The sequence below is a fragment of the Brucella sp. IR073 genome (genome assembly GCF_049065735.1).
In the GTDB taxonomy this organism is placed as follows: Bacteria; Pseudomonadota; Alphaproteobacteria; order Rhizobiales; family Rhizobiaceae; genus Paramesorhizobium.
In genome coordinates this window covers 573,905-597,541 of record NZ_JBAKHD010000001.1, presented here as the reverse complement: position 1 = coordinate 597,541, position 23,637 = coordinate 573,905, and the positions used below count along the sequence as shown (strand labels likewise).

Sequence of the window (23,637 nt, the reverse complement as noted above, 5' to 3'; positions counted from 1 at the left end):
GGGGCGGTGACGTCCGCGCTTTTGCTGGAGAAAGTGGCGCAAGCGTCACCACCCCCATCCGCCCGCTAACGCGGGCACCTTCCCCGCAAGGGGGAAGGAGGCGCTAATCCTTCTTCCTCGCCTCCGCCAGGCTCGACCAGGTATAAATCCCCAGCCCCGCCCAGATCAGCAGGAAGGCGATGAACTGGACGGTCGAGAACGGCTCCCTGAACCAAAACACGGCGATCAGGAAAATGATCGTCGGGCCGATATATTGCATGATGCCGATGGTGGTGTAGCGCAGGAGCTTGGCTCCGAAGGCATAGCAGATGAGGGGCGCGGCGGTGACCGGGCCTGCCATCATTAGCAGGAACACGTTCCACGACGGCCCGGCGACGAAATGATCCTGGCCATGGGCGAGCAGCCAGATGAGATAGCCGAGCGCCGGGATGGAGAGGATCAGCACCTCCAGCATGAAGCCTTGCGACGGGCCGATGGGCAGCGTCTTGCGGAAGAAGCCGTAGAAGCCGAAGCTCAGCGCCAGCGCGAGCGAGACCCATGGCAGGCCGCCCGCCTTGACGGTGAGCAGCACCACGGCGGCAACCGCCAGCCCGACCGCCACCATCTGGGCGCGGTTGAGCTTCTCATGCAGGAGCACCGCGCCGAGGAGCACGTTGAGAATAGGGTTGATGTAATAGCCGAGGGCCGTCTCCAGCGTCCGCCCATCGGCGATCGCCCAGACATAAATGCCCCAGTTGATCGTGATGAGCCCGGCGGTCAGGCATGCCATCATGAGCGTGCGCGGATTGCGCAGCGCAGTCATGATGTCCCTGAGGTTGCCCATCAGGAAAAGCACGATGGCAGCGGCGGGAATCGACCAGAGAACGCGGTGCGCCACCACTTCGGCCGGAGGAATATGCGAGACCTGCTTCATATAGAGAGGCAGGAAGCCCCACATCAGAAAGGCGGAAAATGCAAAGCCGAAACCGCGAACGCCGTCCGACATCCGGCCCCGGTCAAGGGTTGTGTCTGTCATGATTTATCTCCCTGACCTCGATATTTGGCACTGTTGCGCGTGCCTGGATATCCGGCTCTTGCTCTCAAGCTGGCATGAAATCCATTGAATTATTGTGATGAATGATGAATTTTGGTGATTGGTTGGCCGGCACCTCACTCAGCCGCCACCAACCCCGCCATTTCGCGGTTCTTCATCAGCTTGTATACCACCGAATCCATCAGCGCCTGGAACGACGCATCGATCACATTGTCGGAGACGCCGACGGTTCTCCACCGCGCGCCGGTGCCGTCCTGCGATTCTATAAGCACGCGGGTGACGGCGTCGGTGCCGCCGTTGAGGATGCGCACCTTGAAGTCGGCCAGTTCCATGTCCTCTATCTCGACCTGATAGCGGCCCAGATCCTTGCGCAGGGCGATATCGAGCGCATTTATGGGGCCGCGGCCTTCGGCGACGGACATGCGCACCTCGCCGTCGATCTCGACCTTCACCACCGCCTCCGAGACGGTCTTCAGATTGCCGATGGCGTCGAAACGGCGTTCCACGATGCAGCGGAAGGAATCGACTGTGAAGAAATGCGGAATCGCGCCGAGAACGCCCCGCGCCAGGAGCTCGAAGCTGGCATCGGCGCTTTCATAGGCGTAGCCCGCCGCCTCGCGTTCCTTGACCAGAGCGATCAGCGTATCGAGGCGCGGATCGTCCTTGGCTACCTTGATGCCGCGCCGCTCGAGCTCTGCAATGAAATTGGACTTGCCGCCCTGGTCCGAAACCATGACCCGGCGGCGGTTGCCGACCGCTTCCGGTGGGACATGCTCATAGGTCGCGGGGTCCTTGAGCAACGCCGAGGCATGGATGCCGGCCTTGGTGGCGAAGGCCGAAGTGCCGGCATAGGCGGCCTGCTCGTCCGGCGCGCGGTTCAATATATCGTCGAAAGTGTGGGAGAGGCGGGTGATGTTCGCCAGCGCCTCCGGCGTGATGCCCGTCTCGAACCGATCCGCCCAATAGGGCTTCAGCATCAGGGTCGGGATCAGTGCCACCAGATTGGCGTTGCCGCAGCGCTCGCCGATACCGTTGAGCGTTCCCTGCACCTGACGGACGCCCGCATCGATGGCGGCGAGGGAGACGGCCACCGCCTGCTCCGTATCGTTATGCGCGTGGATGCCGAGCCGCTCGCCGGGCACGACCTTTCTCACCGCATGGACGATTTCCGCCACCTCGCCCGGCTGCGTGCCGCCATTGGTGTCGCACAGCACCACCCAGCGCGCGCCCGCCTCATAGGCGGCGGCGGCGCAGGCGAGCGCGTAATCGGGGTTCGCCTTGTAGCCGTCGAAGAAATGCTCGCAATCGACCATCGCCTCCTTGCCGGCCATGCGGGCGGCGGTGACTGACGTGGTGATCCCCTCCAGGTTTTCCTCATTCGTACAGCCGAGCGCCACCTTCACATGATAATCCCAACTTTTGGCGACGAAGCAGACCGCGTCGCAGACCGTTTGCAGCAGCGCCGACAGGCCGGGATCGTTGGATACGGATATTCCGGCCCGCTTGGTCATGCCGAAGGCGACGAATTTCGCCCGCGCGGTCTGCCTGCGCTTGAAGAAGGCCGTGTCGGTGGGGTTTGCACCGGGATAACCACCCTCGACATAATCGATGCCGAACTCGTCCAGCATGGCGGCAATCGCCTTCTTGGCCTCGAGCGAAAAATCGATGCCCGGTGTCTGCTGGCCATCCCGCAGGGTCGTGTCGTAGAGATAGATGCGCTCTTTTTTCACTGATTTTGATCCTTTTCGACCCTGTGGGCTGGCGCTCGGCTGCGGCCCCCGATCATGCGGGCCATTGGTCGGTATCATGGTCGGGATGCTGATAGGAGACGAGCCCTTTCAGGAAGTTGATGGCGTGCGGGTCTTCCATCGTCGTATGTCCCGGCAGCTGCGAAAGCGTATCGGTTTGCGGCAGCTTGCCCTCCAGGCCCCATTGCACCGCCATTTCGATCTTTTCCGGATGATCGAAGGCGCCGATGGCGAGCGCGATACCGTCAGGCGCTTCATAGGTCAGCGGCGTGCCGCAATTCTCGCAGAAGCCTCGCCTGACATGGTTCGACGACTGAAAACGCTTCGGTGTGCTGCGCGTCCAGGTCAACCCTTCCTCGGGGACGGAAACGAGCGACGCAAAGACGTTTCCAAATGCTTTCTGGCACATGCGGCAATGACAGATCGAGCCGTCTGTCAGTTTGCCCTCCACGCGGAAGCGAACAGCGCCGCACTGGCAACCGCCGGTGTAGAGTTCGTTCTGGGTCATTGCAGTATCTCCTCCGTTGGCGAACCGGCGATGGCAACGATATGCCGGCATACGCCATCAATGTCGCGCAGGATGTCATCGTTCCAGAAACGGAGGATGCGCCAGCCAAGCGCTTCAAGCTTGCGGGTGCGTGCGTGGTCCGCCCTGATGTTTTCCTCTTCGCCGTGCTGCGAGCCATCAATCTCGATAATCAGCTTTTTTGCAGGGCAGGCGAAATCGACGATATAGCCAGCAATAGGAAGCTGCCGGCGGAAGCTTAGCCCCATTAGACGATGAGCGCGCAGTTCATTCCAGAGCTTCAGCTCGGCATCGGTCATCGCCTTGCGCATCTTGCGCGCATTCTGGCGGTTGATGGCGGGAACAGCACGATGAGAGGGCATCGCTAGACACCCCCCTCTGCCCCGCCGGGCATCTCCCCCTCAAGGGGGGAGATTGGCTGACACGGCCATTCCCGCTTAACCTTCAACGCCCACGATTGATGCCGACTTCGATGAAGGCCCAATCTCCCCCCTTGAGGGGGAGATGCCCGGCAGGGCAGAGGGGGGTGAATCGCACGCACCGCGTTGCCGAGTGTCACCTCTTCACCTCCCACGTCGTCACGCGCTCACCCGTCGCCGGGTCCTTGCCGTCCTTCAACTGCACGCCCTTTTCCAGCAGCGCATTGCGGATGCGGTCAGCCTCGGGGAAGTTCTTCTCCTTTAAAAACACCAGCCGCTCCGCGATGCTCGCCTCAATGGCTGCTTCGTCGATGGCGATGTTTCGCGCCTTGCTCGCCAGCCATTCGCTTTCCGTAACAGTGAGCAATCCCAGAAGGCTGGCGCTCTTCTTCAGGCTGCGTTTCGCCTCGTCCGACCCCTTGAACGCCTCACCGCGAAGTTCGTGCAACACGGCAATGGCCTTCGAAGTGTTCAAATCATCGGCCAGCGCGTCAAAAAGATCGGCGCTGACATCATCGTCCGCATCGATGTCGCCCACGGCGCGGTACCAGGCGTCGAGCGTCTTCTCCGCCTCGGCAAGCGCGTTGGCCGTGAAATCGATCGGCTGCCGGTAATGCGTCATCAGCATCGCCAGCCGCAGCACTTCGCCCGGCCATTGGCGCCCGCCCAGCTTCTCGGTCGCAAGCAACTCATGGATCGTCACGAAATTGCCCAGGCTCTTCGACATTTTCTGGCCTTCGACCTGCAGGAAGCCGTTGTGCATCCAGACATTGGCCATGCGCTCCGTCCCGAAGGCGCAGCAGGATTGGGCGATTTCGTTTTCGTGGTGCGGGAAGACCAGATCGATGCCGCCGGCGTGGATGTCGAAGACGTTCTTCTGGGGATCGTCGCATTCGAGCCCGCCGCCGAAGGGCGTCAGCAGCTTGGCCATGGACATGGCCGAGCACTCTATATGCCAGCCGGGACGACCCGGAACCGGGATGCCCGCGGGCGACGGCCAGCCCGGCTCGCCTTCTTTCGACGGCTTCCACAGCACGAAATCCATCTCGTCGCGCTTGTAGGAGGCGACATCGACGCGGGCGCCGGCGATCATCTCGTCGAGCGAGCGGCGGGCAAGCGCGCCATAGCGCGGCAGGCCCTTCGCCCCGTCCATCGAGGCGACGGAAAAGAGCACGTGGTCGTCGGCGACATAGGCGAAGCCGCGCTGAACCAGCCGGTCGATGAGCGCGCGCATTTCCTCCAAATATTCGGTCGCGCGCGGCTGCGTGGTGGGAGGCAGGCAGCCCAGGGTCGCCACATCCGCCTGGAACTGGGCATTGGTCGCCTCCGTCACCTTGCGGATCGCCTCATTCAGCGGCAGGTCGGGATAATCCCTGGCGGCGCGGGCGTTAATTTTGTCGTCCACATCGGTGATATTGCGGGCATAGGTGACGTGGCTCTCGCCATAGACATGCCGCAAAAGCCGGAACAGCACGTCAAAGACGATCACAGGCCTTGCATTGCCGATATGGGCATAATCATAGACCGTGGGACCGCAGACATACATGCGCACATTCTCCGGATCGATCGGCGCGAAGTCCTCCTTCCGGTGCGTCAGCGTGTTATAGAGGCGCAGTTGCGCGGCCTTCGTCATATATGTCTCCCTGCCCGGTCATCGGGCGAAATTGACCCATTCCGGCTGGCCGGGGCGTTGTCATCTTTTCAAGGGATAAGGAGACGAAAACGGCCGGGCCAGCAGATTGCTAGCCGATAATGATCACACAAATGCAAATCGGTGCGGATGGCGTTTTCATGAGGCGCACTATTCCCGCCGGAGCGGACGGCGTCAAGCCACAACTCACCCACTGAATACGTGGCCTTCCGGCAACACATTTCATGGTTAATCCAAATTAACCTGAATTCCCCAAATCCGGCGGCAAGCAGCCTTTTTTCAGTCCGAATCCACCGAAGAATATGTGGCTCCAGAACACGAGAAGGAGCCCTGCCATGACCAAGAAAGCCCTGACGCCGCGACGGGATAGGTTGACCGAGCATTATCGCGAGATCGGGCCGGCCGCGCTGGTCGCCGCCCTGCTTGCCGCGCCGCGCGGCCGCTCGGATGCGCGCAACGACAATCGCCGCTCGATCCTGACCCGCAAAAAGCCGGCTTAGAGCGTGATGCGCCCGTGCGGGCATCACGCTCTCTTTGTTTTGCCGCATGATCTACCCGAAAAGTCTGCAACTTTTCGGATCATGCTCTAACCGAACCCGCCCGCAAATTGCCGGAGGAGGCTGATGCCGATTCCGGCCATGACGAAGCCGATCACGCAATCGAGGATGCGCCAGGCGGCAGGCCTGGCGAAGACCGGCTGGAGCAGGCGCGCGCCATAGCCGAGGCCGAAGAACCAGACGAAGGATGCGACAGCCGCTCCGGCGCCATAGGCGATGCGGTCCGCCCCTTCGAAGCGGGCCGAAAGGCTGCCCAGGAGCAGCACCGTATCGAGATAGACATGCGGGTTCAGGAAGGTGAGCGCCAGGCATGTCGCCACCGCCGCCTTGAGACTGGCCGCGCCCTTGCCGCGGGCTTCCATCGCCTCGGGCTTGAAGGAGCGGCGGAAAGCCACGAACGCATAGGAAAACAGGAAAGCCGCGCCGCCCAGCGTCACCGCCGCGATGAGCATGGGCGAATGCGCGAGCAGCGTTCCCAGCCCCGCCACCCCGGCGGTGATCAATAGCGCATCGGAAAGCGCGCAGATCAGGCAAAGCACGAAGACATGCTGGCGCAGCAGGCCCTGGCGCAGGATATAGGCATTCTGCGCGCCGATGGCGATGATGAGCGAGGCGCCCAGAAGGAAGCCGGAAAGAGCGGCGGAGAACATGAAGGAAATTCCTGACGGTCAGAACATCGAGAGCTGGATATTTTCCGGCTCTTCTTTTGGCGGTCCAGCCTCCCCCGTCAAGCCCTCTTGCGCGGGGTCCTGAATATCGGGCGAGACATTGCTCACGCGGTTGACCTTGTCGGATACGGGGATCGCTTCGAAGAAATCCGGCTCGGCGGGGCGCAGCAGGCGGGCGACATCGGGGGGAGGATTATGCCGGCAATCGAGCCAGGGCTCGAAATCGATGGGGTCGATCACAACAGGCATCCGCTCATGGATGGGCTTGAGCGTTGCATTGGCTGATGTCGTCAGGATGGCGCCGGTGTCGATCTGCGAGCCGTCGGCGCCGAGCCAGCTTTCCATGAGCCCGGCGAAGGCGATGAGGCCGCCATGGCGGGGCCGCACCCAATAGGCCTGCGCCCGTTTCTTCCCCTCGCGCCGCCATTCGTAAAAGCCGGAGGCCGGCACCAGCGCGCGGCGATAGGTGAGCGCGGCGCGGAAGGAGTTCTTCTCCATCGCCGTCTCGCTGCGGATGTTGAAGATGAGGGAGACGTCGCGCGGGTTCTTCACCCAGGCCGGTATGAAGCCCCAGCGCACCAGATGCCCCATGCGGGACGGTAGACTGCCGCCCGGAGCCAGCGCATCGCCGGAGAGAATTGTCAGGATGGGCTGGGTGGGCGCAATGTTGTAGCGCGGCGGAAAATCATCCACCATCGCTTCGAAAAGCGCCTCCACCTCCTGCCGCGTCGCCGTCAATGAAAACCGTCCACACATGGGGAGCGATGTTCCGCTTTTTGCCGTGTCCGTCAAGGTCTTGCGAATCTGCCGGACGCGGCATACCCATTATCCATGGTTACCTCTCCTCCCATCATTCATGGTGTTTCGGTCATCTGCCGGGAGCATGGCCGCTTCCTGCTGGTGGAGCGCGGGCGGGAGCCGTGGAAGGGATGGCTCGCCTTTCCGGGGGGCGGGCGCGATGCGGGCGAGACGCCGCAGCAGGCGGCGCGCCGGGAGCTGATGGAGGAGACCGGCCTTACCGCCGAAACCCTGAAGCATTTCGCCACCGTCGACCTCTCCAAGGATAATGGCGGCACGTATGACACGAGCTATTATCTCGCGGTTTTCCGCGCCCATGGCGTCACCGGCGAGGCGCGGGCCGCCGACGATGCCGCCGCCATCGTATGGCTCGATCTCGATGAAATGGCCGCTTTACAGGTCACGCACAGCACGCTCATCGTCGCCCGCGAAGTCGCACGCTTCGAGGATGGCGGAGCGCGTTAAGCTTGTTCCATAATCGTGTCTTGAAGCCGGAATTGTTTCGCGTCACAAGAGCGAGAGAGAATTGAGGGTCTCATTGAAACAGACATGGATAGCGATGCTGGCAGCCGCTTTGATGGCTTTACCGGCGGCGGCCAAGGCGGCGGACGAGGCCCCTTACGAGGCGAAGCTGACCCGGCTGGCGGAGATTCTCGGCTCGCTTCATTATCTGCGCAATCTCTGCGGCGAGGAAGGAAGCGAATGGCGAGACCGCATGAATGCCATAATTGCCGCGGAAAAGCCCGAGGAGGCGCGGCGGGCGCAGTTGACGGCGAGCTTCAATCGCGGCTACCGGGCGTTCAGCGAGACCTATACGAGCTGTACCGATTCAGCGGTTGCGGCGATTGACCGCTACATGAAAGAAGGGGAAAGCTTGTCTAACGAGATCGCCTCGCGCTATGGCAATTGAGCGCATGACAAAAAGTGACAGACTTTTCGGATAGTTTCATGCGATTAAGATTGCGTTAACTGCTGGAATCATCTGCGCTGCCGGATGATTAAAATTGGTGGTAACCTGTTAACGGGACTTTAAATCAGTCCGGACTGTCCCGTAAGTACGAACGAAATGGCGTAAAGCCCAGGGTGATAAGATGGCACAAGCTCCAACCGATCTCGATGAACTCATCGCACGCGAGAAAAAGCTTGCCGCGATCGAATATCAGAACGAAGCCTGGGCTGACGGGATTTCCGAAGGCATCGAGCCCGAAATCCTCGCCGAGGCAGCCTTCGCGACCGCGCTGACCGAACTCATCCGTGAGGCGGGAGACGATTCTGCGCTGGCGCTGATCGAGAAGATGCGCGAGCAAATCATTGCCGGCGAGTTCGTCACGGATCGGGTGCTGCAGTAATTTATGGGAGTAAGGGAATAGGGGAGTAAGGGAGTATGTTTTCGTATATTCCCGGGCTTTGATTTCCTTATTCCCTTATTCCCCTACTGCCTTATTCCCCTACTCCCTTTTCTGTGCCACCATGGCTTCCGTCATCTGCCTCCCTTTTTCAGATTCGTTGCCATGTCCCCCAGAAATCTCCGCTCGATCCTCACCATCCTCCTCGTCAGCGCGGCGGCGCAGGCTTATGCGCGCGCGCCCGGCGAAACGGAGCGGCTGGCCTTGAGCGACATCCAGACGCAGGCTCAGACGACGCAGCAGGCGGCGCCTGCGGATGCCAACCCGGCGGCGCAGGTGCCCGCGCCGGAGCCCGTCCAGCAGACTCCGGCCGAAGAGAGCCAGCCCGCGCCATCGCAGGCCGAGCCGTCGCAAGCGGAACCCGAGCAGGCCGAGCCGGAGGAAAACCTGCATGATCCCGCCCGTCCGCAGGTAAAGGAAAACGGCACGCCGCCGGTGGTGGAATATGATTACAGCAAATTGCCCGCACCGGTCCGGGAAATGCGCGAGCGCATCCTGACTGCCGCCAAGTCGGGCGATATCGAGGCGCTGCGCCCGCTTATCGGCACCGGCGACAACATGACCACGCTCTCGCTCAGCGGCTATGAGGGCGACCCGATCGAATATCTGAAGAGCCTCTCCGGCGACAGCGACGGCCGCGAGGTGCTCGCCATTCTCGTCGATCTCCTCGACACCGGCTATGTGCATCTCGACGCGGGCGGGCAGAACGAGCTCTATGTCTGGCCCTATTTCTTCGCCTATCCGATCGACAAGCTGACGCCGCAGCAGATGGTGGAGCTCTACCAGATCCTCACCGCCGGAGATTTCGAGGAGATGAAGACTTTCGGCGCCTATGTCTTCTACCGCATCGGCATCAGACCGGATGGGAAGTGGGATTTCTTCGTGGCGGGGGATTGATCGTCCCACCGGTATGACTCCGCGGCTGCCTGTTGCCCCGGACCGGACCTCTCCGGCGGGGCTTGCCCACTATATCAGCGGCCGGACGCTCCAGAGCGCCGATGGCCCTGCCTGGCAGGACGTCTTTATCCAGATCTTCTCCCGCAACGCCATGCAGCAGCCGTTTCTCGTGCCTGCGGTGGCCGAGCCGCTCGTGGTATGGATCATGTCCGGGCGCGCCACCGTCGAGGAGCGCGACCTTGGCGGCGGATGGACCGCCAACCGGGTGAGCGTCGGCGACTTCTTCCTGACCCGCTCACCGGTTCCCTATGAATTGCGCTGGCGGGCCGAGGGAGACGAACCATTCCAGGTGATGCATCTTTATCTCTCGGTCCCGCTTTTTGAAAAGGTGGCGCGGGAGACGGCCGGCCAGGCGAACGTCACGCTGCGGGATGTCTCGGGCGAACGCGACGCGATGCTGTCGCACATGCTGGCGCTGCTGCATGAAGAACTGAAAACCGGCACCGAAGCCAGCCCGCTCTTCGTCCAAGGGCTGGCCCAGAGCCTCGCCGCGCATCTGGTGCGCCGGTATGCGGCGAGCGATGCGAAGACGTCCCCACGCAGCGCCCTGCCCGGCGCGAAGCTGCGGCGGGCGGTCGCGCATATGGAAGCGCATCTCGATCAGCCATTCGACCTCAAACAATTGGCCCAGGCGGCGGGATTGAGCGCCTTCCACTTCACCCGGCTTTTCAGGCAGGCGACCGGCCTCTCGCCCTCGCGCTACTTCATTCAGCAGCGTATCCTGAAAGCCCAGCAACTCCTGCAGGAGACCGACGCCAGCATCATCGAAATCGGCATGGCGGTCGGCTATTCTAGCCCGAGCCACTTCGCCCAGATCTTCCGGCGGGAAACCGGCATTTCGCCCAGCGCCTATCGCCGCGATTGACGATTGTAGCAAGATCGCGACAGCTTCCGCAAAAGCACGAGAGATTGGAACCTCTCTTCTCCTTAAGTCCTCTGCGAATGCCTGATTTCACGGGCATCCCAGCATCGACAAGGAGAGTCAATCATGACAGATATCAATGGAAAAGTTGCCCTCATCACCGGCGCGTCGAGCGGCATTGGCGCGGCCACGGCGCGCAAGCTCGCCGAAGCCGGCGTCAAGGTCGGCCTCGCCGCGCGGCGCACGGACCGTCTGCAAGCGTTGAAGGACGAGATCGCGGCGAAAGGCGGCGAAGCCCTGCCGATCGAAATGGATGTGACGGACGCGGCATCGGTCGAAGCCGGCGTCGCCAAGCTGATCGACGCCTATGGCTCCATCGACATCCTCTTCAACAATGCGGGTCTCATGCCCGCATCCGACATCGACCAGTTCAAAACCGATGAGTGGCATCGGATGGTCGACGTCAATATCAAGGGGCTGCTCAATACCACCGCCGCCGTCCTGCCGCAGATGATCAAGCAGCATTCGGGGCATATTTTCAGCACGTCATCCATTGCCGGGCGCAAGGTGTTCAAGGGCCTCTCGGTCTATTGCGCGACCAAGCACGCTGTCGCGGCCTTCTCCGACGGCCTGCGCATGGAAGTGGGCCAGAAGCACAATATCCGCGTCACCTGCATTCAGCCGGGCGCGGTCTCAACCGAGCTGTTCGAGCATATCAGCGACGGCAATTACCGGGAGCAGATGGAAGGCCTGCGCGATCAGCTGAGCTTCCTCAGCGGCGCGGATATTGCCGATACCATCCTCTTCGCCGCGCAAGCGCCCGCGCATGTCAATGTCGCGGAGCTGTTCGTGCTGCCGGTCGATCAGGCCTGGTAATCCACGCCAAGCAATCTCCTTCCCGCGACAGCGGGGAGGAACCCTATCCCAGCGTCTCCACCAGTTCCACCACGCCCGATATCCGCTCCAGCCGCCGGAAGCGCGGAGCGTCCGCCGGTTCTTCGGCATGTTCGAAAGCCCAGGTGAGGTCGTGCGGAATGTAGACGCCCCAGCTTCCCGCCGCGATGGCGGGAATGATGTCGGATTTCAATGAATTGCCGACCATCATGGCATGGGCGGGACCATCGCCATGGCGGCTGAAGGCGCGGGCGTAGGTTTGCGCATCCTTGTTGCTGACGATCTCCACCGCGTCGAACAATTCCCCCAGCCCCGATTGCGCCAGCTTGCGCTCCTGGTCGAACAGATCGCCCTTGGTGATCATGACGAGCCGGTAGTTGCCCGCCAGCCGCTCCAGCGTCTCGCGCACGTCAGGCAGCGTCTCGACCGGATGCGCCAGCATCTCACGCCCGGCATCGAGTATCGCCTGGATGACATGGGCCGGCGCCCTGCCCTCCGTCACCTCCAGCGCCGTCTCGATCATGGACAGCGTGAAGCCCTTGATGCCGAAGCCGTAAATCTGCAAATTGCGGCGCTCCGCCTCCAGCAGCCGCTCCGTCAGATGGTCTTTTTCAGCATAGTCCGCGAGGAATGAAGCGAAGCGCTCCTCCGTCAGCCGGAAGAACTGCTCGTTCTGCCAGAGCGTGTCATCGGCATCGAAGCCGATGGTGGTGATGGTCGACATTAATGATCGCCCTTTTGTTGGAAATGTTGGTGAGACAGCCCTGCGGAGCCGGCTCGCGCCCTCCGCCTTGCTTGGCTCCCCCCTTCCCCCTTGCGGGGAAGGTGCCCGCGTTAGCGGGCGGATGGGGGTGGTGACGTCGTACTTTTGCTGGAAGCCGTGGCGCACACGTCACCACCCCCCAGACCCCTACGGGGCCACCCTCCCCGCAAGGGGGAGGGAGGGCGCGAACCCGCGCGCCAGGGCAGCGAGGCGCTATACCGCCCACTCTCCCCAAAAATCACCGCCTCGGCAGCGCCTCGACGAATTCCACCGGCTCGCCCTGCGCGGGCGTGACCATCTCGCCTTCCCACATTACCTTCAGCCCGCGGACAAAGGTGCCGATGGGCCAGCCTGTGACGGTCCGGCCGTGATAGGGCGTCCAGCCGGCGCGGGAGCCTGCTTGCGCATTCGTGATCGTCTCGCGCCGCTTCAGATCGACAATGGTGAGGTCGGCATCGTAGCCCACCGCGACGCGGCCCTTGCGCGCCATGCCGAAGATGCGGTTGGGGCCGTGGGAAGTCAAATCCACGAAGCGCTCGATGGAGAGCCGCCCGGCATTGACGTGATCGAGCATGATCGGCACCAGCGTCTGCACGCCGGTCATGCCCGAGGGCGAAGCCGGATAAGGCTTCTCTTTTTCCTCCAGCGTGTGCGGCGCGTGGTCGGAGCCAAGCACATCGACGACGCCCTGATCGATGCCATGCCAGATACCGTCGCGATGATGCGCGGCGCGTACCGGCGGGTTCATCTGGATGAGGGTTCCGAGCGTCTTGTAAGCTTCCGCATCCAGCGTCAGATGATGCGGCGTCGCCTCGCAGGTGGCGACATCCTTGTGGCCCTTGAGAAACTCGATCTCCTCCGCGGTCGAGATGTGCAGCACATGGATGCGCGCGCCGGTTTCGCGGGCGATGCGCACGAGGCGCTCGGTGCAGGAAAGCGCGGCGATCTCATCGCGCCAGACCGGATGGCTCGAAGGGTCGCCGGGAACGCGCAGACGCTCCCGCTCGCGCAGGCGGAACTCGTCCTCCGAATGGAAAGCCGCACGGCGGCGCGTGTTGCGCAGGATCGAGCGCACGCCCTCATCGTCCTCCACCAGCAGATCGCCTGTTGAGGAGCCCATGAACACCTTGATGCCCGCCGCGCCCGGCAGGCGCTCCAGCTCGGCCACGTCATCAGCATTGTCGCGCGTGCCGCCGACCCAGAAGGCGAAGTCGCAATGCATGCGGTGGCGGGCGCGCTTTATCTTGTCGGCGAGCGTCTCGGCGGAGGTGGTCAGCGGCTTGGTGTTCGGCATTTCAAAGACGGCGGTGACGCCGCCCAGCACGGCGGCGCGGGAGCCAGTCTCCAGATCTTCCTTATGCTCCAGCCCCGGCTCGCGGAAATGGACCTGGCTGTCGACAACGCCGGGCAGGATATGAAGGCCGGTGCAGTCGATGATTTCGCCGGCGTCATGGCCGGAGAGATCGCCGATGGCGGCGATGCGGCCATCGCGAATGCCGACATCCCGCAAGCCTTTCCCATCCTGATTGACCAGCGTTCCGCCCTTCAGGATCGTGTCGAAAGTCTCTGCCATCTCAGTTTCTCCGTCTTGCCGGCTTTCACGTTCCGGCTTACCTATCACGGGACCAAAAGGGGTAAAAGGCATGATTGAACCTATCCGTTTGAGCGACCGCGCGCTCGTCCTTGTCACCGGCGAGGAGGCGGAGAAATTTTTGCAAGCGATCATCACCACCGATTTGAGCGACCTGAGCGAGGGCGAGTTGAAGCCCGGCGCGCTGCTGACGCCGCAAGGCAAGATCCTGTTCGATTTCCTCGTCTCGCGCGTCGAGGGCGGCTTGCGCTTCGACTTGCCTGCTAGCAAGGCGGCAGATTTCGCCAAGCGGCTAACGCTCTACAGGCTCAGGTCCAAGGCGGAAATTTCCCTGCAAAATGAAGCGTATATTAGCGTTTCCTGGAAGAACGATTCCGATTCCTCATATAATGATTCAATCCTATACGACCGGCGTTTTCAGAGCGAATTGAAGGTGCTGCGGCATTACGGCGTACCCGGCAGTACGGTTGATGAGACGCAATGGATGGCCTTGCGCATCGCCCACGGCGTGGCTGAATCCGGCGATGATTTCGCGCTCGGCGATGCCTTTCCGCATGACGTCAATCTCGACCAGACCGGCGGCGTCTCGTTCCGCAAGGGCTGCTTCATCGGGCAGGAGGTGGTGTCACGCATGCAGCATCGCGGCACGGCGCGCCGCCGGGTGCTTGTCGCCACGGGCGAAGCCGCCCTGCCCGCCCCCGGCACGCCCTTGAGCGCAGGCGGGCGCGAGATCGGCACGCTCGGCAGCGTCGCTAATGACAAGGCGCTGGCGCTTGTGCGCATCGACCGGGTGAAGGAGGCGATGGATGCAGGCATGCCCATCTTCGCAGGTGAAGTGGCGGTGACGCTCGCCATTCCGCCCGCCGCCAGGTTCGGCTTCCCAGAGACGCAAGAGACCGCCTGATGGCCGCAGGCGAAAAAACGCGGGCGTGGCAGCGTATGCTGTCGGGACGCAGGCTCGATCTCCTCGACCCATCGCCGCTCGATGTGGAAATCACCGATATCGCGCACGGCCTCGCGCGCGTGGCGCGGTGGAACGGCCAGACATCAGGGGACCATGCCTTTTCGGTGGCGCAACATTCGCTGCTGGTCGAGCAGATTTTTACGCGAATAGCGCCCGAGGCCTCGGTGCGGGACCGGCTCACCGCCCTTCTTCATGACGCGCCGGAATATGTCATCGGCGACATGATCTCGCCGTTCAAGACCGCCGTGGGCGGCGATTACAAGGCGGTGGAAACGCGGCTGCAAACCGCCATCCATCTGCGTTTCTCGCTGCCACCAGCGACATCAGGCCCGCTCAAGACGCTGATCAAGCGGGCCGACACCATTGCCGCCTTCTTCGAGGCGACGCGACTGGCGGGCTTTTCGGAGGCGGAGGCGGTCAAATATTTCGGGCGTCCGCGCGGGATCGACCCGCAAGGGCTGGACTTGACGCCGAGGGCGACGCAAAACGTGCAGGAGGATTTTCTCGCGCGTTTCCATGCGCTCGAAGCGGCGCGGAAGAATGAGGCTCCCTGATGCCGCATATTGTCGTCTCACCGCTCTCGCGCCTCACTGAGACCGCCCTTGCGCATGGCCCGCGCGACATGGTGACCCTGCTCAACACCGGCACGCCAGTCGCGCGGCCGGACTGCATCGTGGCGGAGCGGCATCTGGTGCTCGGCTTTAACGATATCGTCGAGGAACTGCCCGGCATGACCGCCCCGGCGGCGGAGCATGTAGAGAGCCTTATCGGTTTCGCCCGGGGCTGGGACCGGCAAACGCCCCTGCTCATCCATTGCTTCGCCGGCATTTCCCGCTCCACGGCTGCAGCCTATATCGTGGCCTGTGCGCTCAATCCTGATGTTGATGCAGTCAAGCTCGCCACGCTGCTGCGCGAGCGCGCGCCATCAGCCACGCCCAATATCCGCCTGGTGCGGCTGGCGGACGATTTTCTGGGACGCGGCGGGCGCATGGTCGATGCGGTGACCGCCATCGGACGCGGCGCGGAGGCGTTCGAAGGCGTGCCGTTCGTGTTGCCGCTGGAAGTGTGATGGAGAGTCATCCCACCGCCGTCGAAATCGGCCTCTCCGCCGCCATCGTCGCGGTGGCGGAAAACGAGCCGCTCATTCTCTGCACACCGGCCAGCGCTGTACCCGAATCTTCCAGCCGCATGATCTTATCCGAAAAGTCTGCAACTTTGCGGGATCATGCTTTAGACGAACTCCCCTTCGGTCCGTTCGATCCCCTCGCCCATCGCACGTTCGAAACGGGCCTGCGCGGCTGGGTGAGCGCGCAGACGCGGCTGAAGCTCGGCTATGTGGAACAGCTCTATACATTCGGCGACCGGGGCCGCCATAAAACCGCAGCCGAGGACGGCGCGCATGTCGTGTCGGTGGGCTATCTGGCACTCACCCGCGCGGCGGTGAATGCCGAGGAAAGACCGACCGCCGAAACCGGGCGCTGGCGGGAATGGTATGCCTTTCTGCCGTGGGAGGATTGGCGCGGCGGCAAGCCCGCGCTCATCGAGGAGACTATCCTCCCTGCCCTCGAGCGCTGGGCTCAGGAGAAGCCGAAACCGCAAGCGTCGCGCCTTCCCCGCCCCACCCGGCTGCGGCTGGCATTCGGCCTCGATGGCGTACCATGGGATGAGGAACGGGTGCTCGAACGCTATGAGCTTCTCTACGAAGCGGGGCTAGTCGAGGAAGCCTTCAATGACGGGAATGCGCCGCACCCGCCGCCCGTCTCCCTCGGACGGCCCATGGCCTTCGACCATCGGCGTATCCTCGCGACAGCCATTGCCCGCCTTCGTGGTAAGCTGAAATATCGCCCGGTTGTCTTCGAACTGATGCCGCCGGATTTCACGCTGACCGCTTTGCAGGAGATGGTCGAAGCCATATCGGGTCGTCACGTCCACAAGCAGAATTTCCGCCGGCTGGTGGAAAGCGCCAATCTGGTGGAGCCCACCGGCACAACCATCACCCAAACCCGCGGCCGCCCCGCCGCCCTCTACCGCTTCCGCCATGAGGTGCTGGAGGAGCGGCCTGCGCCGGGGTTGAGGGTGAGGTAGGAGAGATCACCCCCGTTCGCTCACAACCCCACCTTCCCGAACAATTCCGCCGCCCAGTCCACAAACGCGCGGACCTTGCTGCTCAAATGCCGGTTGGGCGGGAAGACGACGAAGACGGGCAGCGGCTCGCGGTTCCATTCGGTGAGGATCGGTTGCAGCGTGCCGTCGCGGAAGGGTGTTTCGGTCATCAGGCGGGGGATCTGGACGATGCCCATGCCGGCCTCGGCGGCGGCGAGGTAGGTGATGGCTTCGTTGGTGGCGATGAGGTAGCGACCGAAGACCTCCATGTCCTCCTCGCCCTCGCGTGTGAATTCGAGCGGAAGCTGCTGGCCGGTCTGGGCGCGGAAATAGCCGACGACGTAGTGATCCGGCTCGATCTCGCGCGGGTGCTGCGGCTCGCCAAATTTCTTGAGATAGGACGGGGCGACGCAGGTGATAAAGTGGAGCTGCGCGATGCGCCTTGCGATGAGCGACTGGTCGGTGATCTCGCCGATGCGGATGGCGCAATCGACATTTTCCGCCAGAATATCCACCGGACGGTCGGAGACGCCGAGATCGAGGCGGATGCCGGGATGGCGGGTCTTGAAATCCCAGAGGTTCGGGATGAGAACGAGATTGGCCAGCGCGCCCGACATCTCCACCCGCACCCGCCCTTGCGGCGTCCCTTGCGCGTCGGCCATGCTCGAATCGAGCTCTTCCAGATCGGCGAGGAGCCTGAGCGCGCGGTCGTAATAGAGCGCGCCGTCATGCGTCACCAGCACCCGGCGGGTCGTGCGGTTCAACAGCTTGGTGCGTAAGTGCGATTCCAGGCTCTGGATGAGCTTCGTCACGGTCGCCTTCGGCATCCCCAGCGATTCCGACGCGCGCGAGAAATTGCCCGCCTCCACCACCCGGATAAAGGCGCGCATGGCTGCTAGCTGGTCCATCCCCTCATCCCCATCATGCGATTATTGTTCACCCACAGAAACAGTGTTGTGGCGTAGTTGGGATTTTTTACGGCCCAAAACAATACCATCTTAGGGCCACATTGTGCTTTGCAGCAATCCTGCTGACAAAAGGGTGTCAGGAGGGCTGTGCAATAGGATAAACCAAAGCCTTTGCAACCCGACAGATGAATGGCGCGCGGAGGCGGAGTTTAGGAATCATGGGAGCGGTCTGGACAGAGGAGACACTCAACAGCAATGCGGGCCCGGTGAGGGTGCGCCTTTATCGGGGAGACTCCGGCGCGAAGTCGCCGCCGCTGGTGCTGCATTTGCATGGCGGCGCGTTTCTGGAGGGCTCGGCGAAATGCGGGCATCTGGTTTCGACGCTGCTCGCCGATGCGGGCGCGGTGGTGGTGTCGCCGGATTATTGCGATGCCGCCAAGGAGCCTTTCCCCTCGGCGCTCAAATTCACCTACGAGCTGCTGGGGTGCCTGTGCAAAGGCCGCGGGGCGCTCGCGAGCAAGAAATCCGCGCTCTACGTCGCGGGCGAGGAAGCGGGCGGCAATCTCGCCGCCGGGCTGGCGCTGAAGGCGCGGGACGTGGCGCTGGGCGGCCTGCAGGGGCAGATCCTGCTTTCGCCGATGCTGGACCCCAGCGTGGCGACGGGCTCGTTTCGCGAGACGCAGGGCGGCGCGACGGAATGCAAATGGGCGGAAGGCTGGAAGCACTATCTCGGCTTCGGCGCCTGCCATCCATACGCCGCGCCCGGCTATTCGCTGCGGCTCGGCGGGGTCGCGCCTGCGCTGGTGGTGACGGCGGAGGACGACCCGATGCGCGACGAAAGCCTGAACTATGCAAGGCGCCTGCGGGAGGCGGGCGTTCTGGTTCAGGACCATGTTCTGGCCGGAAAGACGGGATGGCCCACCGCTTATTGCGAGTGCCCGAGCGTCCGTCCGCCATGGGGGGAGACGATCTGCGACTATTTCAAGGCGTTTTTCCAGGAGACGGGAGCCCCTCCCCACTAATCACTTCTAACCTGTACCGGCCCTAGCGCCGATCACGGAGATCACACATGACTGAGACTGCCCCTCGCCGGCTCCTATGGAGCGCCGGCCTGATCCTTCTTGCGTCCGTTTCCGGCGTGGCGCTCTATACCAACCTCCCCGGCGGCGGTGCGCAGGCCGAAACCAGCGCGGCTGCCCCCGAAGCCACCCCGGCCATTCCCGTATCGGTCGCCGCCGTCGAGGCGCGCGACGTCACCCTCTGGCAGGAATTCTCCGGCCGGCTCGAAGCCGTCGACCGCGTGCAGCTTCGCTCGCGCGTCGCCGGGGCGATCCAGGCGGTGCATTTCCGCGAGGGCGCGCTGGTGAAAGAGGGCGACCTGCTCGTCAGCATCGACCCTGCTCCGTTCCAGGCCGCGGTGGCGCAGGCCGAAGCCCAGGTCGAGGCGGCCAAGGCGCGGGTGGAGCTGGCGCGGCTCGAACTGGAACGCGGGCGCAAGCTCGTCGCCTCGCGCACCGTCTCGCAGAGCGACCTCGACCAGCGCATGACCACGGCGCATGAGGCGGAAGCCTCGCTGCGGTCGGCGGAAGCCGCGCTGCAATCGGCGAAGCTGGACCTCGGCTACACCGAAATCCGCGCTCCCATTTCGGGTCGCGCCGGCAAGTTCGAGATCACACCCGGCAATCTGGTGGCGGCAGGCTCCGCTTCGCCTGTCCTGACCACGCTCGTCTCGGTCGACCCGATCTATGCCAGCTTCGACGTCAGCGAGGAACTGGTGGCGAAGGCGCTGGCCGAATTGCCCGCCAGCAAAAACGGCGCGCCGGCCGTCGAGCAGATCCCGGTGCGGATCGCGACGTCAGGCAAGACCGGCACGGCGACCGAAGGCCGTCTGCAGCTCATCAACAATGAGGTGGACACGGCCAGCGGCACGGTGCGCGTCCGCGCGGTGCTCGACAACAAGGATGGCAGGCTGATCCCCGGCCAGTTCGTCCGCATCGAGATGGGCGAGCCGAAGCCGGAGCGCCAACTGCTCATCAGCGAGCGGGCCATCGGCACCGACCAGGACAAGAAATTCGTCCTTGTCGTCGGTGCGGACAATAAGATTGCCTATCGCGAGGTGAAGCTGGGCGAGGCGGCCGAGGGCCTGCGGATCGTCGAGAGTGGCCTCGAGCCGGGCGAGCGCGTCGTCGTCAACGGCCTGCAGCGGGTGCGCCCCGGCGCGCTGATCGAGCCGCAGATGGTGGCGATGAAGGCGAGCGAGGAGCCGGTGGCGACGGCGGCGAGGTAGCAGGAGGCTTCCCTCCCCCTTGCAGGGAGGGTGGCCCAAGGGCCGGGTGGGGGTGGTGACGGTTGTCCTAAACAGGCAATCGAAGCGCGCTGCCTTTACCACCCCCATCCGCCCGCTAACGCGGGTTTCGTCGCTGGAAAAGCCAAATCGTTGGCTTTTCCTCGGCCTTCGGCCGAACGCTCCTTCAATCCCCGCAAGGGGGAAGGACGGGTGCGAAATTTCAAAAAAATCACACTCCCAGAGGGAAGTGACATGAACCTATCCAAATTCTTTGTGGACCGTCCCGTCTTCGCGGGCGTGCTATCGGTCCTGATCGTGGTGGCGGGGCTGCTTGGCCTGCGCGCACTGCCGATCTCCGAATATCCGGAAGTGGTGCCGCCATCCGTGGTGGTGCGCGCGCAATATCCGGGTGCGAGCCCGCGCGTCATCGCCGAGACGGTGGCGACGCCGATCGAGGAAGCCATCAACGGCGTCGAAGACATGCTCTATATGTCGAGCCAGGGCACGGCGGACGGCGTGATGACGCTGACCGTGACCTTCAAGCTCGGCACCGACCCGGACAAGGCGCAGCAGCTGGTGCAGAACCGCGTCAGCCAGGCAGAGCCGCGGCTTCCGGCGGAAGTGCGCAGCCTTGGCGTGACCACGGTGAAAAGCTCGCCGAACCTGACCATGGTCGTGCATCTGCTTTCGCCGAACGACCGCTATGACATCACCTATTTGCGCAACTACGCCGTCCTGAACGTCAAGGACCGGCTGGCCCGCATCAACGGTGTCGGCCAGGTGCAGATCTTCGGCGGCGGCGATTATTCCATGCGCATCTGGCTCGACCCGCAGAAGGTGGCGGAGCGCGGCCTTTCGGCCAGCGACGTCGTTCAGGCGGTGCGCGAGCAGAACGTCCAGGCGGCGGCAGGCACCGTGGGTGCCTCGCCCGGCCTTCCGGGCGTCGATCTCCAGCTCTCCGTCAACGCGCAAGGGCGTCTTCGCACCGTCGAGGATTTCGGCGATATCATCATCAAGACCGGGGCGAATGGCGAGATCACGCGGCTGAAGGATGTCGCGCGCATCGAGCTCGGCGCGTCCGAATATGCGCTGCGCTCGCTGCTCGACAATAAGGCGGCGGTGGGCATGGGTATCTTCCAGGCGCCGAACTCCAACGCCATCCAGATATCGGACGATATCCGCAAGGTGATGGAGGAAGTGCAGAAGACCATGCCGGAAGGCGTGAAATACGAGATCGCGTATGACACGACGCAGTTCGTCCGCGCCTCTATCGACGCAGTGATTCATACGCTGCTCGAGGCCGTCGCGCTGGTGGTGCTGGTGGTGATCCTGTTCCTGCAGACATGGCGCGCCTCGATCATCCCGCTGGTCGCCGTGCCCGTGTCGATCATCGGCACCTTCGCGGTGATGTATGTCTTCGGCTTCTCCATCAATGCGCTCAGCCTTTTCGGCCTCGTGCTCGCCATCGGTATCGTCGTCGACGACGCCATCGTGGTGGTGGAGAATGTGGAACGCAACATCGAGGAAGGCCTATCCCCGCGCGAGGCGACCTATCGCGCCATGCGCGAGGTTTCCGGCCCGATCATCGCGATTGCGCTGGTGCTGGTCGCGGTGTTCGTGCCGCTCGCCTTCACATCGGGCCTGACCGGCCAGTTCTACCGCCAGTTCGCGCTCACCATCGCGATCTCGACGGTCATTTCGGCCTTCAACTCGCTGACGCTTTCCCCGGCGCTGGCGGCGATGCTGCTGCGCGGCCACGACGCGCCGAAGGATTGGCTCACCCGCGTCATGGACGGGGTGTTCGGCTGGTTCTTCCGCGGCTTCAACCGCGCCTTCGGAGCCGGCTCCAACGGCTATAGCCGTGGCGTGCGGGGCATCCTGTCACGCAAGACCATCATCATGGGGCTCTATCTCGTGCTGGTCGGCCTTACCTTCGTGATGTTCAACAAGGTGCCGGGCGGTTTCGTGCCGGGGCAGGACAAGCAGTATCTCGTCGGCTTCGCGCAATTGCCCGACGGGGCGACGCTGGACCGTACCGATGCCGTCATCCGGAAGATGAGCGACATTGCCGCCAAGCAGCCGGGCGTGGAGACGACCCTCGGCTTCCCGGGCCTGTCGATCAACGGCTTCACCAACTCCTCGAATGCGGGCATCGTATTCGTGATGCTGAAGCCTTTCGAGGAGCGGAAAGGCGCGGAGCTTTCGGGCAACGCCATCGCGATGCAGTTGAACCAGCAGTTCGCCGGCATCCAGGACGCATTCATCGCCATGTTCCCGCCCCCGCCCGTGATGGGTCTCGGCACGATCGGCGGCTTCAAGCTGCAGATCGAGGACCGCAACGGTCTTGGCTATGAAGCGCTCGACCAGGCGACCAAGGCGTTCCTCGGCAAGGCCTATCAGACGCCTGAGCTGGCCGGGCTGTTCTCCAGCTATCAGATCAACGTGCCGCAGCTCTATGCCGATATCGACCGCGCCAAGGCGCATCAGCTCGGCGTGGCGGTGACGGATGTGTTCGAAACGCTGCAGATTTATCTGGGCTCGCTCTATGTTAACGACTTCAACCAGTTCGGCCGGACCTATTCCGTCCGGATGCAGGCCGACGCGCCTTATCGCGCCCGGGCCGAGGATATCGGCAAGCTGAAGGTTCGCTCCAGCTCGGGCGAGATGATCCCGCTCGCGGTGCTGCTCGATGTCGAGCAAAGCGCCGGGTCCGAACGCACGATCCGCTATAACGGCTTCCTCTCCGCCGATATCAATGGCGGGCCCGCGCCGGGCTATTCGTCCGGACAGGCGCAGGATGCGATCGAGAGGATCGCGCAGGAGACGCTGCCGCCGGGCATCGGCTTCGAGTGGACGGACCTGACCTATCAGCAGATCCTTGCCGGCAACTCGAACCTGATCATCTTCCCGCTGGCGATCCTGCTCGTGTTCCTGGTGCTGGCGGCGCAATATGAAAGCCTCGCCCTGCCCTTCGCCATCATCATGATCGTGCCGATGGGGCTTCTGGCGGCGATGACCGGGGTTTGGCTCAGCCATGGCGACAACAACATCTTCACCCAGATCGGGTTGATCGTGCTGGTGGGCCTATCGGCGAAGAACGCCATCCTGATCGTCGAGTTCGCCCGAGAGCTCGAATTCGCCGGGATGACACCGAGGGAAGCCGCGGTGGAAGCAAGCCGCCTGCGTCTGCGTCCGATCCTGATGACCTCGATGGCCTTCATCATGGGCGTGGTGCCGCTGGTTCTCTCAACCGGTGCGGGCGCGGAAATGCGCCAGGCCATGGGCATCGCCGTCTTCGCCGGCATGATCGGCGTGACGGCCTTCGGCATCTTCCTGACGCCGGTGTTCTACGTGCTGCTGCGCGCACTCAGCGGAAACAAGCCGCTGAAGCATACGGGGGAAGGGACGATCCCCGTTCCACCGGAAGGCGCAGGCCATGCGCCGGCGGCGCAGAGCCACTGAAAACGAAACCCCGCGGATGGGAACATCCGCGGGGTTTTTT

The 23,637-nt window shown here is 63.2% G+C and carries 24 protein-coding genes; 14 read left to right on the top strand and 10 right to left on the bottom strand.

Translation table 11 applies throughout. The annotated features are described in order from the left end of the window. Nucleotides 1-103: 103 nt before the first annotated feature. From rarD to cysS, 5 genes are all read right to left on the bottom strand, one after another. On the bottom strand, nt 104-1,015 hold the full coding sequence (rarD, locus tag ACOWVG_RS02925; RefSeq protein ID WP_420959978.1) for an EamA family transporter RarD: 912 nt from the start codon (nt 1,013-1,015) through the stop codon (nt 104-106). Between the two features lie 134 nt (nt 1,016-1,149). Then, complete coding sequence (cimA, locus tag ACOWVG_RS02920; RefSeq protein ID WP_420959977.1) at nt 1,150-2,763, bottom strand: citramalate synthase; 1,614 nt, start codon at nt 2,761-2,763, stop codon at nt 1,150-1,152. A 52-nt stretch (nt 2,764-2,815) separates the two neighbouring features. Then, the gene (locus ACOWVG_RS02915; protein ID WP_420959976.1) at nt 2,816-3,289 is read right to left on the bottom strand and encodes a GFA family protein; all 474 of its coding nucleotides are present in this window, start codon (nt 3,287-3,289) and stop codon (nt 2,816-2,818) included. Continuing rightward, nucleotides 3,286-3,618: an endonuclease domain-containing protein gene (locus ACOWVG_RS02910; protein ID WP_420959975.1), complete on the bottom strand. Its 333-nt coding sequence runs from the start codon at nt 3,616-3,618 to the stop codon at nt 3,286-3,288. Before ACOWVG_RS02910 ends, ACOWVG_RS02915 begins: the two co-directional genes overlap by 4 nt. Before the next feature lie 244 nt (nt 3,619-3,862). After that, nucleotides 3,863-5,359 (bottom strand): cysteine--tRNA ligase, encoded by a 1,497-nt coding sequence (gene cysS, locus ACOWVG_RS02905; protein WP_420959974.1) that lies wholly within the window; start codon nt 5,357-5,359, stop codon nt 3,863-3,865. 353 nt (nt 5,360-5,712) lie between these two features. Here cysS and ACOWVG_RS02900 point away from each other — a divergent pair, with 353 nt between their 5' ends. Then, entirely contained in the window at nt 5,713-5,877 is a 165-nt protein-coding gene (locus tag ACOWVG_RS02900) for a hydrolase (protein WP_188824153.1), read from the top strand. A gap of 86 nt (nt 5,878-5,963) precedes the next feature. Here ACOWVG_RS02900 and ACOWVG_RS02895 read toward each other — a convergent pair whose 3' ends face one another. Beyond that, nucleotides 5,964-6,584: a LysE/ArgO family amino acid transporter gene (locus tag ACOWVG_RS02895; protein WP_420959973.1), complete on the bottom strand. Its 621-nt coding sequence runs from the start codon at nt 6,582-6,584 to the stop codon at nt 5,964-5,966. Between the two features lie 18 nt (nt 6,585-6,602). Further along, complete coding sequence (locus tag ACOWVG_RS02890) at nt 6,603-7,358, bottom strand: SOS response-associated peptidase (protein WP_420959972.1); 756 nt, start codon at nt 7,356-7,358, stop codon at nt 6,603-6,605. 75 nt (nt 7,359-7,433) lie between these two features. Here ACOWVG_RS02890 and ACOWVG_RS02885 point away from each other — a divergent pair, with 75 nt between their 5' ends. The 6 genes from ACOWVG_RS02885 to ACOWVG_RS02860 all read left to right on the top strand — a co-directional run bounded on the left by ACOWVG_RS02885 (nt 7,434) and on the right by ACOWVG_RS02860 (nt 11,501). Then, nucleotides 7,434-7,865, top strand: coding sequence for an NUDIX hydrolase (locus ACOWVG_RS02885; RefSeq protein WP_420959971.1), 432 nt, complete (start codon nt 7,434-7,436; stop codon nt 7,863-7,865). Between the two features lie 94 nt (nt 7,866-7,959). Next, nucleotides 7,960-8,310: a TIGR02301 family protein gene (locus ACOWVG_RS02880; protein WP_420960166.1), complete on the top strand. Its 351-nt coding sequence runs from the start codon at nt 7,960-7,962 to the stop codon at nt 8,308-8,310. Between the two features lie 181 nt (nt 8,311-8,491). After that, nucleotides 8,492-8,749 carry a hypothetical protein gene (locus ACOWVG_RS02875; protein WP_420959970.1) on the top strand — a complete coding sequence of 86 codons (258 nt, stop codon included), beginning with the start codon at nt 8,492-8,494 and terminating at the stop codon, nt 8,747-8,749. A gap of 162 nt (nt 8,750-8,911) precedes the next feature. After that, on the top strand, nt 8,912-9,703 hold the full coding sequence (locus ACOWVG_RS02870; protein ID WP_420959969.1) for a hypothetical protein: 792 nt from the start codon (nt 8,912-8,914) through the stop codon (nt 9,701-9,703). Between the two features lie 13 nt (nt 9,704-9,716). Beyond that, nucleotides 9,717-10,628: a helix-turn-helix domain-containing protein gene (locus ACOWVG_RS02865; RefSeq protein ID WP_420959968.1), complete on the top strand. Its 912-nt coding sequence runs from the start codon at nt 9,717-9,719 to the stop codon at nt 10,626-10,628. Nucleotides 10,629-10,751: 123 nt separating this feature from the next. Next, nucleotides 10,752-11,501, top strand: coding sequence for an SDR family oxidoreductase (locus ACOWVG_RS02860; protein ID WP_420959967.1), 750 nt, complete (start codon nt 10,752-10,754; stop codon nt 11,499-11,501). A gap of 43 nt (nt 11,502-11,544) precedes the next feature. Here ACOWVG_RS02860 and ACOWVG_RS02855 read toward each other — a convergent pair whose 3' ends face one another. Together ACOWVG_RS02855 and ACOWVG_RS02850 are read right to left on the bottom strand one after the other, a co-directional pair. Continuing rightward, nucleotides 11,545-12,243: an HAD family hydrolase gene (locus tag ACOWVG_RS02855; RefSeq protein ID WP_420959966.1), complete on the bottom strand. Its 699-nt coding sequence runs from the start codon at nt 12,241-12,243 to the stop codon at nt 11,545-11,547. A gap of 277 nt (nt 12,244-12,520) precedes the next feature. Continuing rightward, a complete protein-coding gene (locus ACOWVG_RS02850) occupies nt 12,521-13,855 on the bottom strand; it encodes a dihydroorotase (RefSeq protein ID WP_420959965.1) in 1,335 nt (444 codons plus the stop codon). A 70-nt stretch (nt 13,856-13,925) separates the two neighbouring features. On the opposite strand from ACOWVG_RS02850, the gene ACOWVG_RS02845 reads away from it, so the two are divergent. From ACOWVG_RS02845 to ACOWVG_RS02830, 4 genes are read left to right on the top strand one after another with little or no spacing between them, the layout of a single operon-like run. Further along, nucleotides 13,926-14,777 (top strand): YgfZ/GcvT domain-containing protein, encoded by an 852-nt coding sequence (locus ACOWVG_RS02845; protein ID WP_420959964.1) that lies wholly within the window; start codon nt 13,926-13,928, stop codon nt 14,775-14,777. After that, nucleotides 14,777-15,391, top strand: a complete 615-nt coding sequence (locus ACOWVG_RS02840) for a hydrolase (protein ID WP_420959963.1) — start codon at nt 14,777-14,779, stop codon at nt 15,389-15,391. Before ACOWVG_RS02845 ends, ACOWVG_RS02840 begins: the two co-directional genes overlap by 1 nt. Next, on the top strand, nt 15,391-15,906 hold the full coding sequence (locus ACOWVG_RS02835; RefSeq protein ID WP_420959962.1) for a tyrosine phosphatase family protein: 516 nt from the start codon (nt 15,391-15,393) through the stop codon (nt 15,904-15,906). The genes ACOWVG_RS02840 and ACOWVG_RS02835 overlap by 1 nt, the downstream gene beginning before the upstream one ends. Next, entirely contained in the window at nt 15,906-16,922 is a 1,017-nt protein-coding gene (locus tag ACOWVG_RS02830; RefSeq protein ID WP_420959961.1) for an NUDIX hydrolase, read from the top strand. The genes ACOWVG_RS02835 and ACOWVG_RS02830 overlap by 1 nt, the downstream gene beginning before the upstream one ends. 20 nt (nt 16,923-16,942) lie before the next feature. Here ACOWVG_RS02830 and ACOWVG_RS02825 read toward each other — a convergent pair whose 3' ends face one another. After that, nucleotides 16,943-17,848 (bottom strand): LysR family transcriptional regulator, encoded by a 906-nt coding sequence (locus tag ACOWVG_RS02825; RefSeq protein WP_420959960.1) that lies wholly within the window; start codon nt 17,846-17,848, stop codon nt 16,943-16,945. A gap of 218 nt (nt 17,849-18,066) precedes the next feature. Between ACOWVG_RS02825 and ACOWVG_RS02820 the strand changes: the two genes are divergently transcribed. The 3 genes from ACOWVG_RS02820 to ACOWVG_RS02810 all read left to right on the top strand — a co-directional run bounded on the left by ACOWVG_RS02820 (nt 18,067) and on the right by ACOWVG_RS02810 (nt 23,597). Continuing rightward, nucleotides 18,067-18,870, top strand: a complete 804-nt coding sequence (locus ACOWVG_RS02820) for an alpha/beta hydrolase fold domain-containing protein (RefSeq protein ID WP_420959959.1) — start codon at nt 18,067-18,069, stop codon at nt 18,868-18,870. 47 nt (nt 18,871-18,917) lie between these two features. After that, the gene (locus ACOWVG_RS02815) at nt 18,918-20,135 is read left to right on the top strand and encodes an efflux RND transporter periplasmic adaptor subunit (RefSeq protein WP_420959958.1); all 1,218 of its coding nucleotides are present in this window, start codon (nt 18,918-18,920) and stop codon (nt 20,133-20,135) included. Nucleotides 20,136-20,387: 252 nt separating this feature from the next. Then, entirely contained in the window at nt 20,388-23,597 is a 3,210-nt protein-coding gene (locus tag ACOWVG_RS02810; protein ID WP_420959957.1) for an efflux RND transporter permease subunit, read from the top strand. Nucleotides 23,598-23,637: the final 40 nt, after the last annotated feature.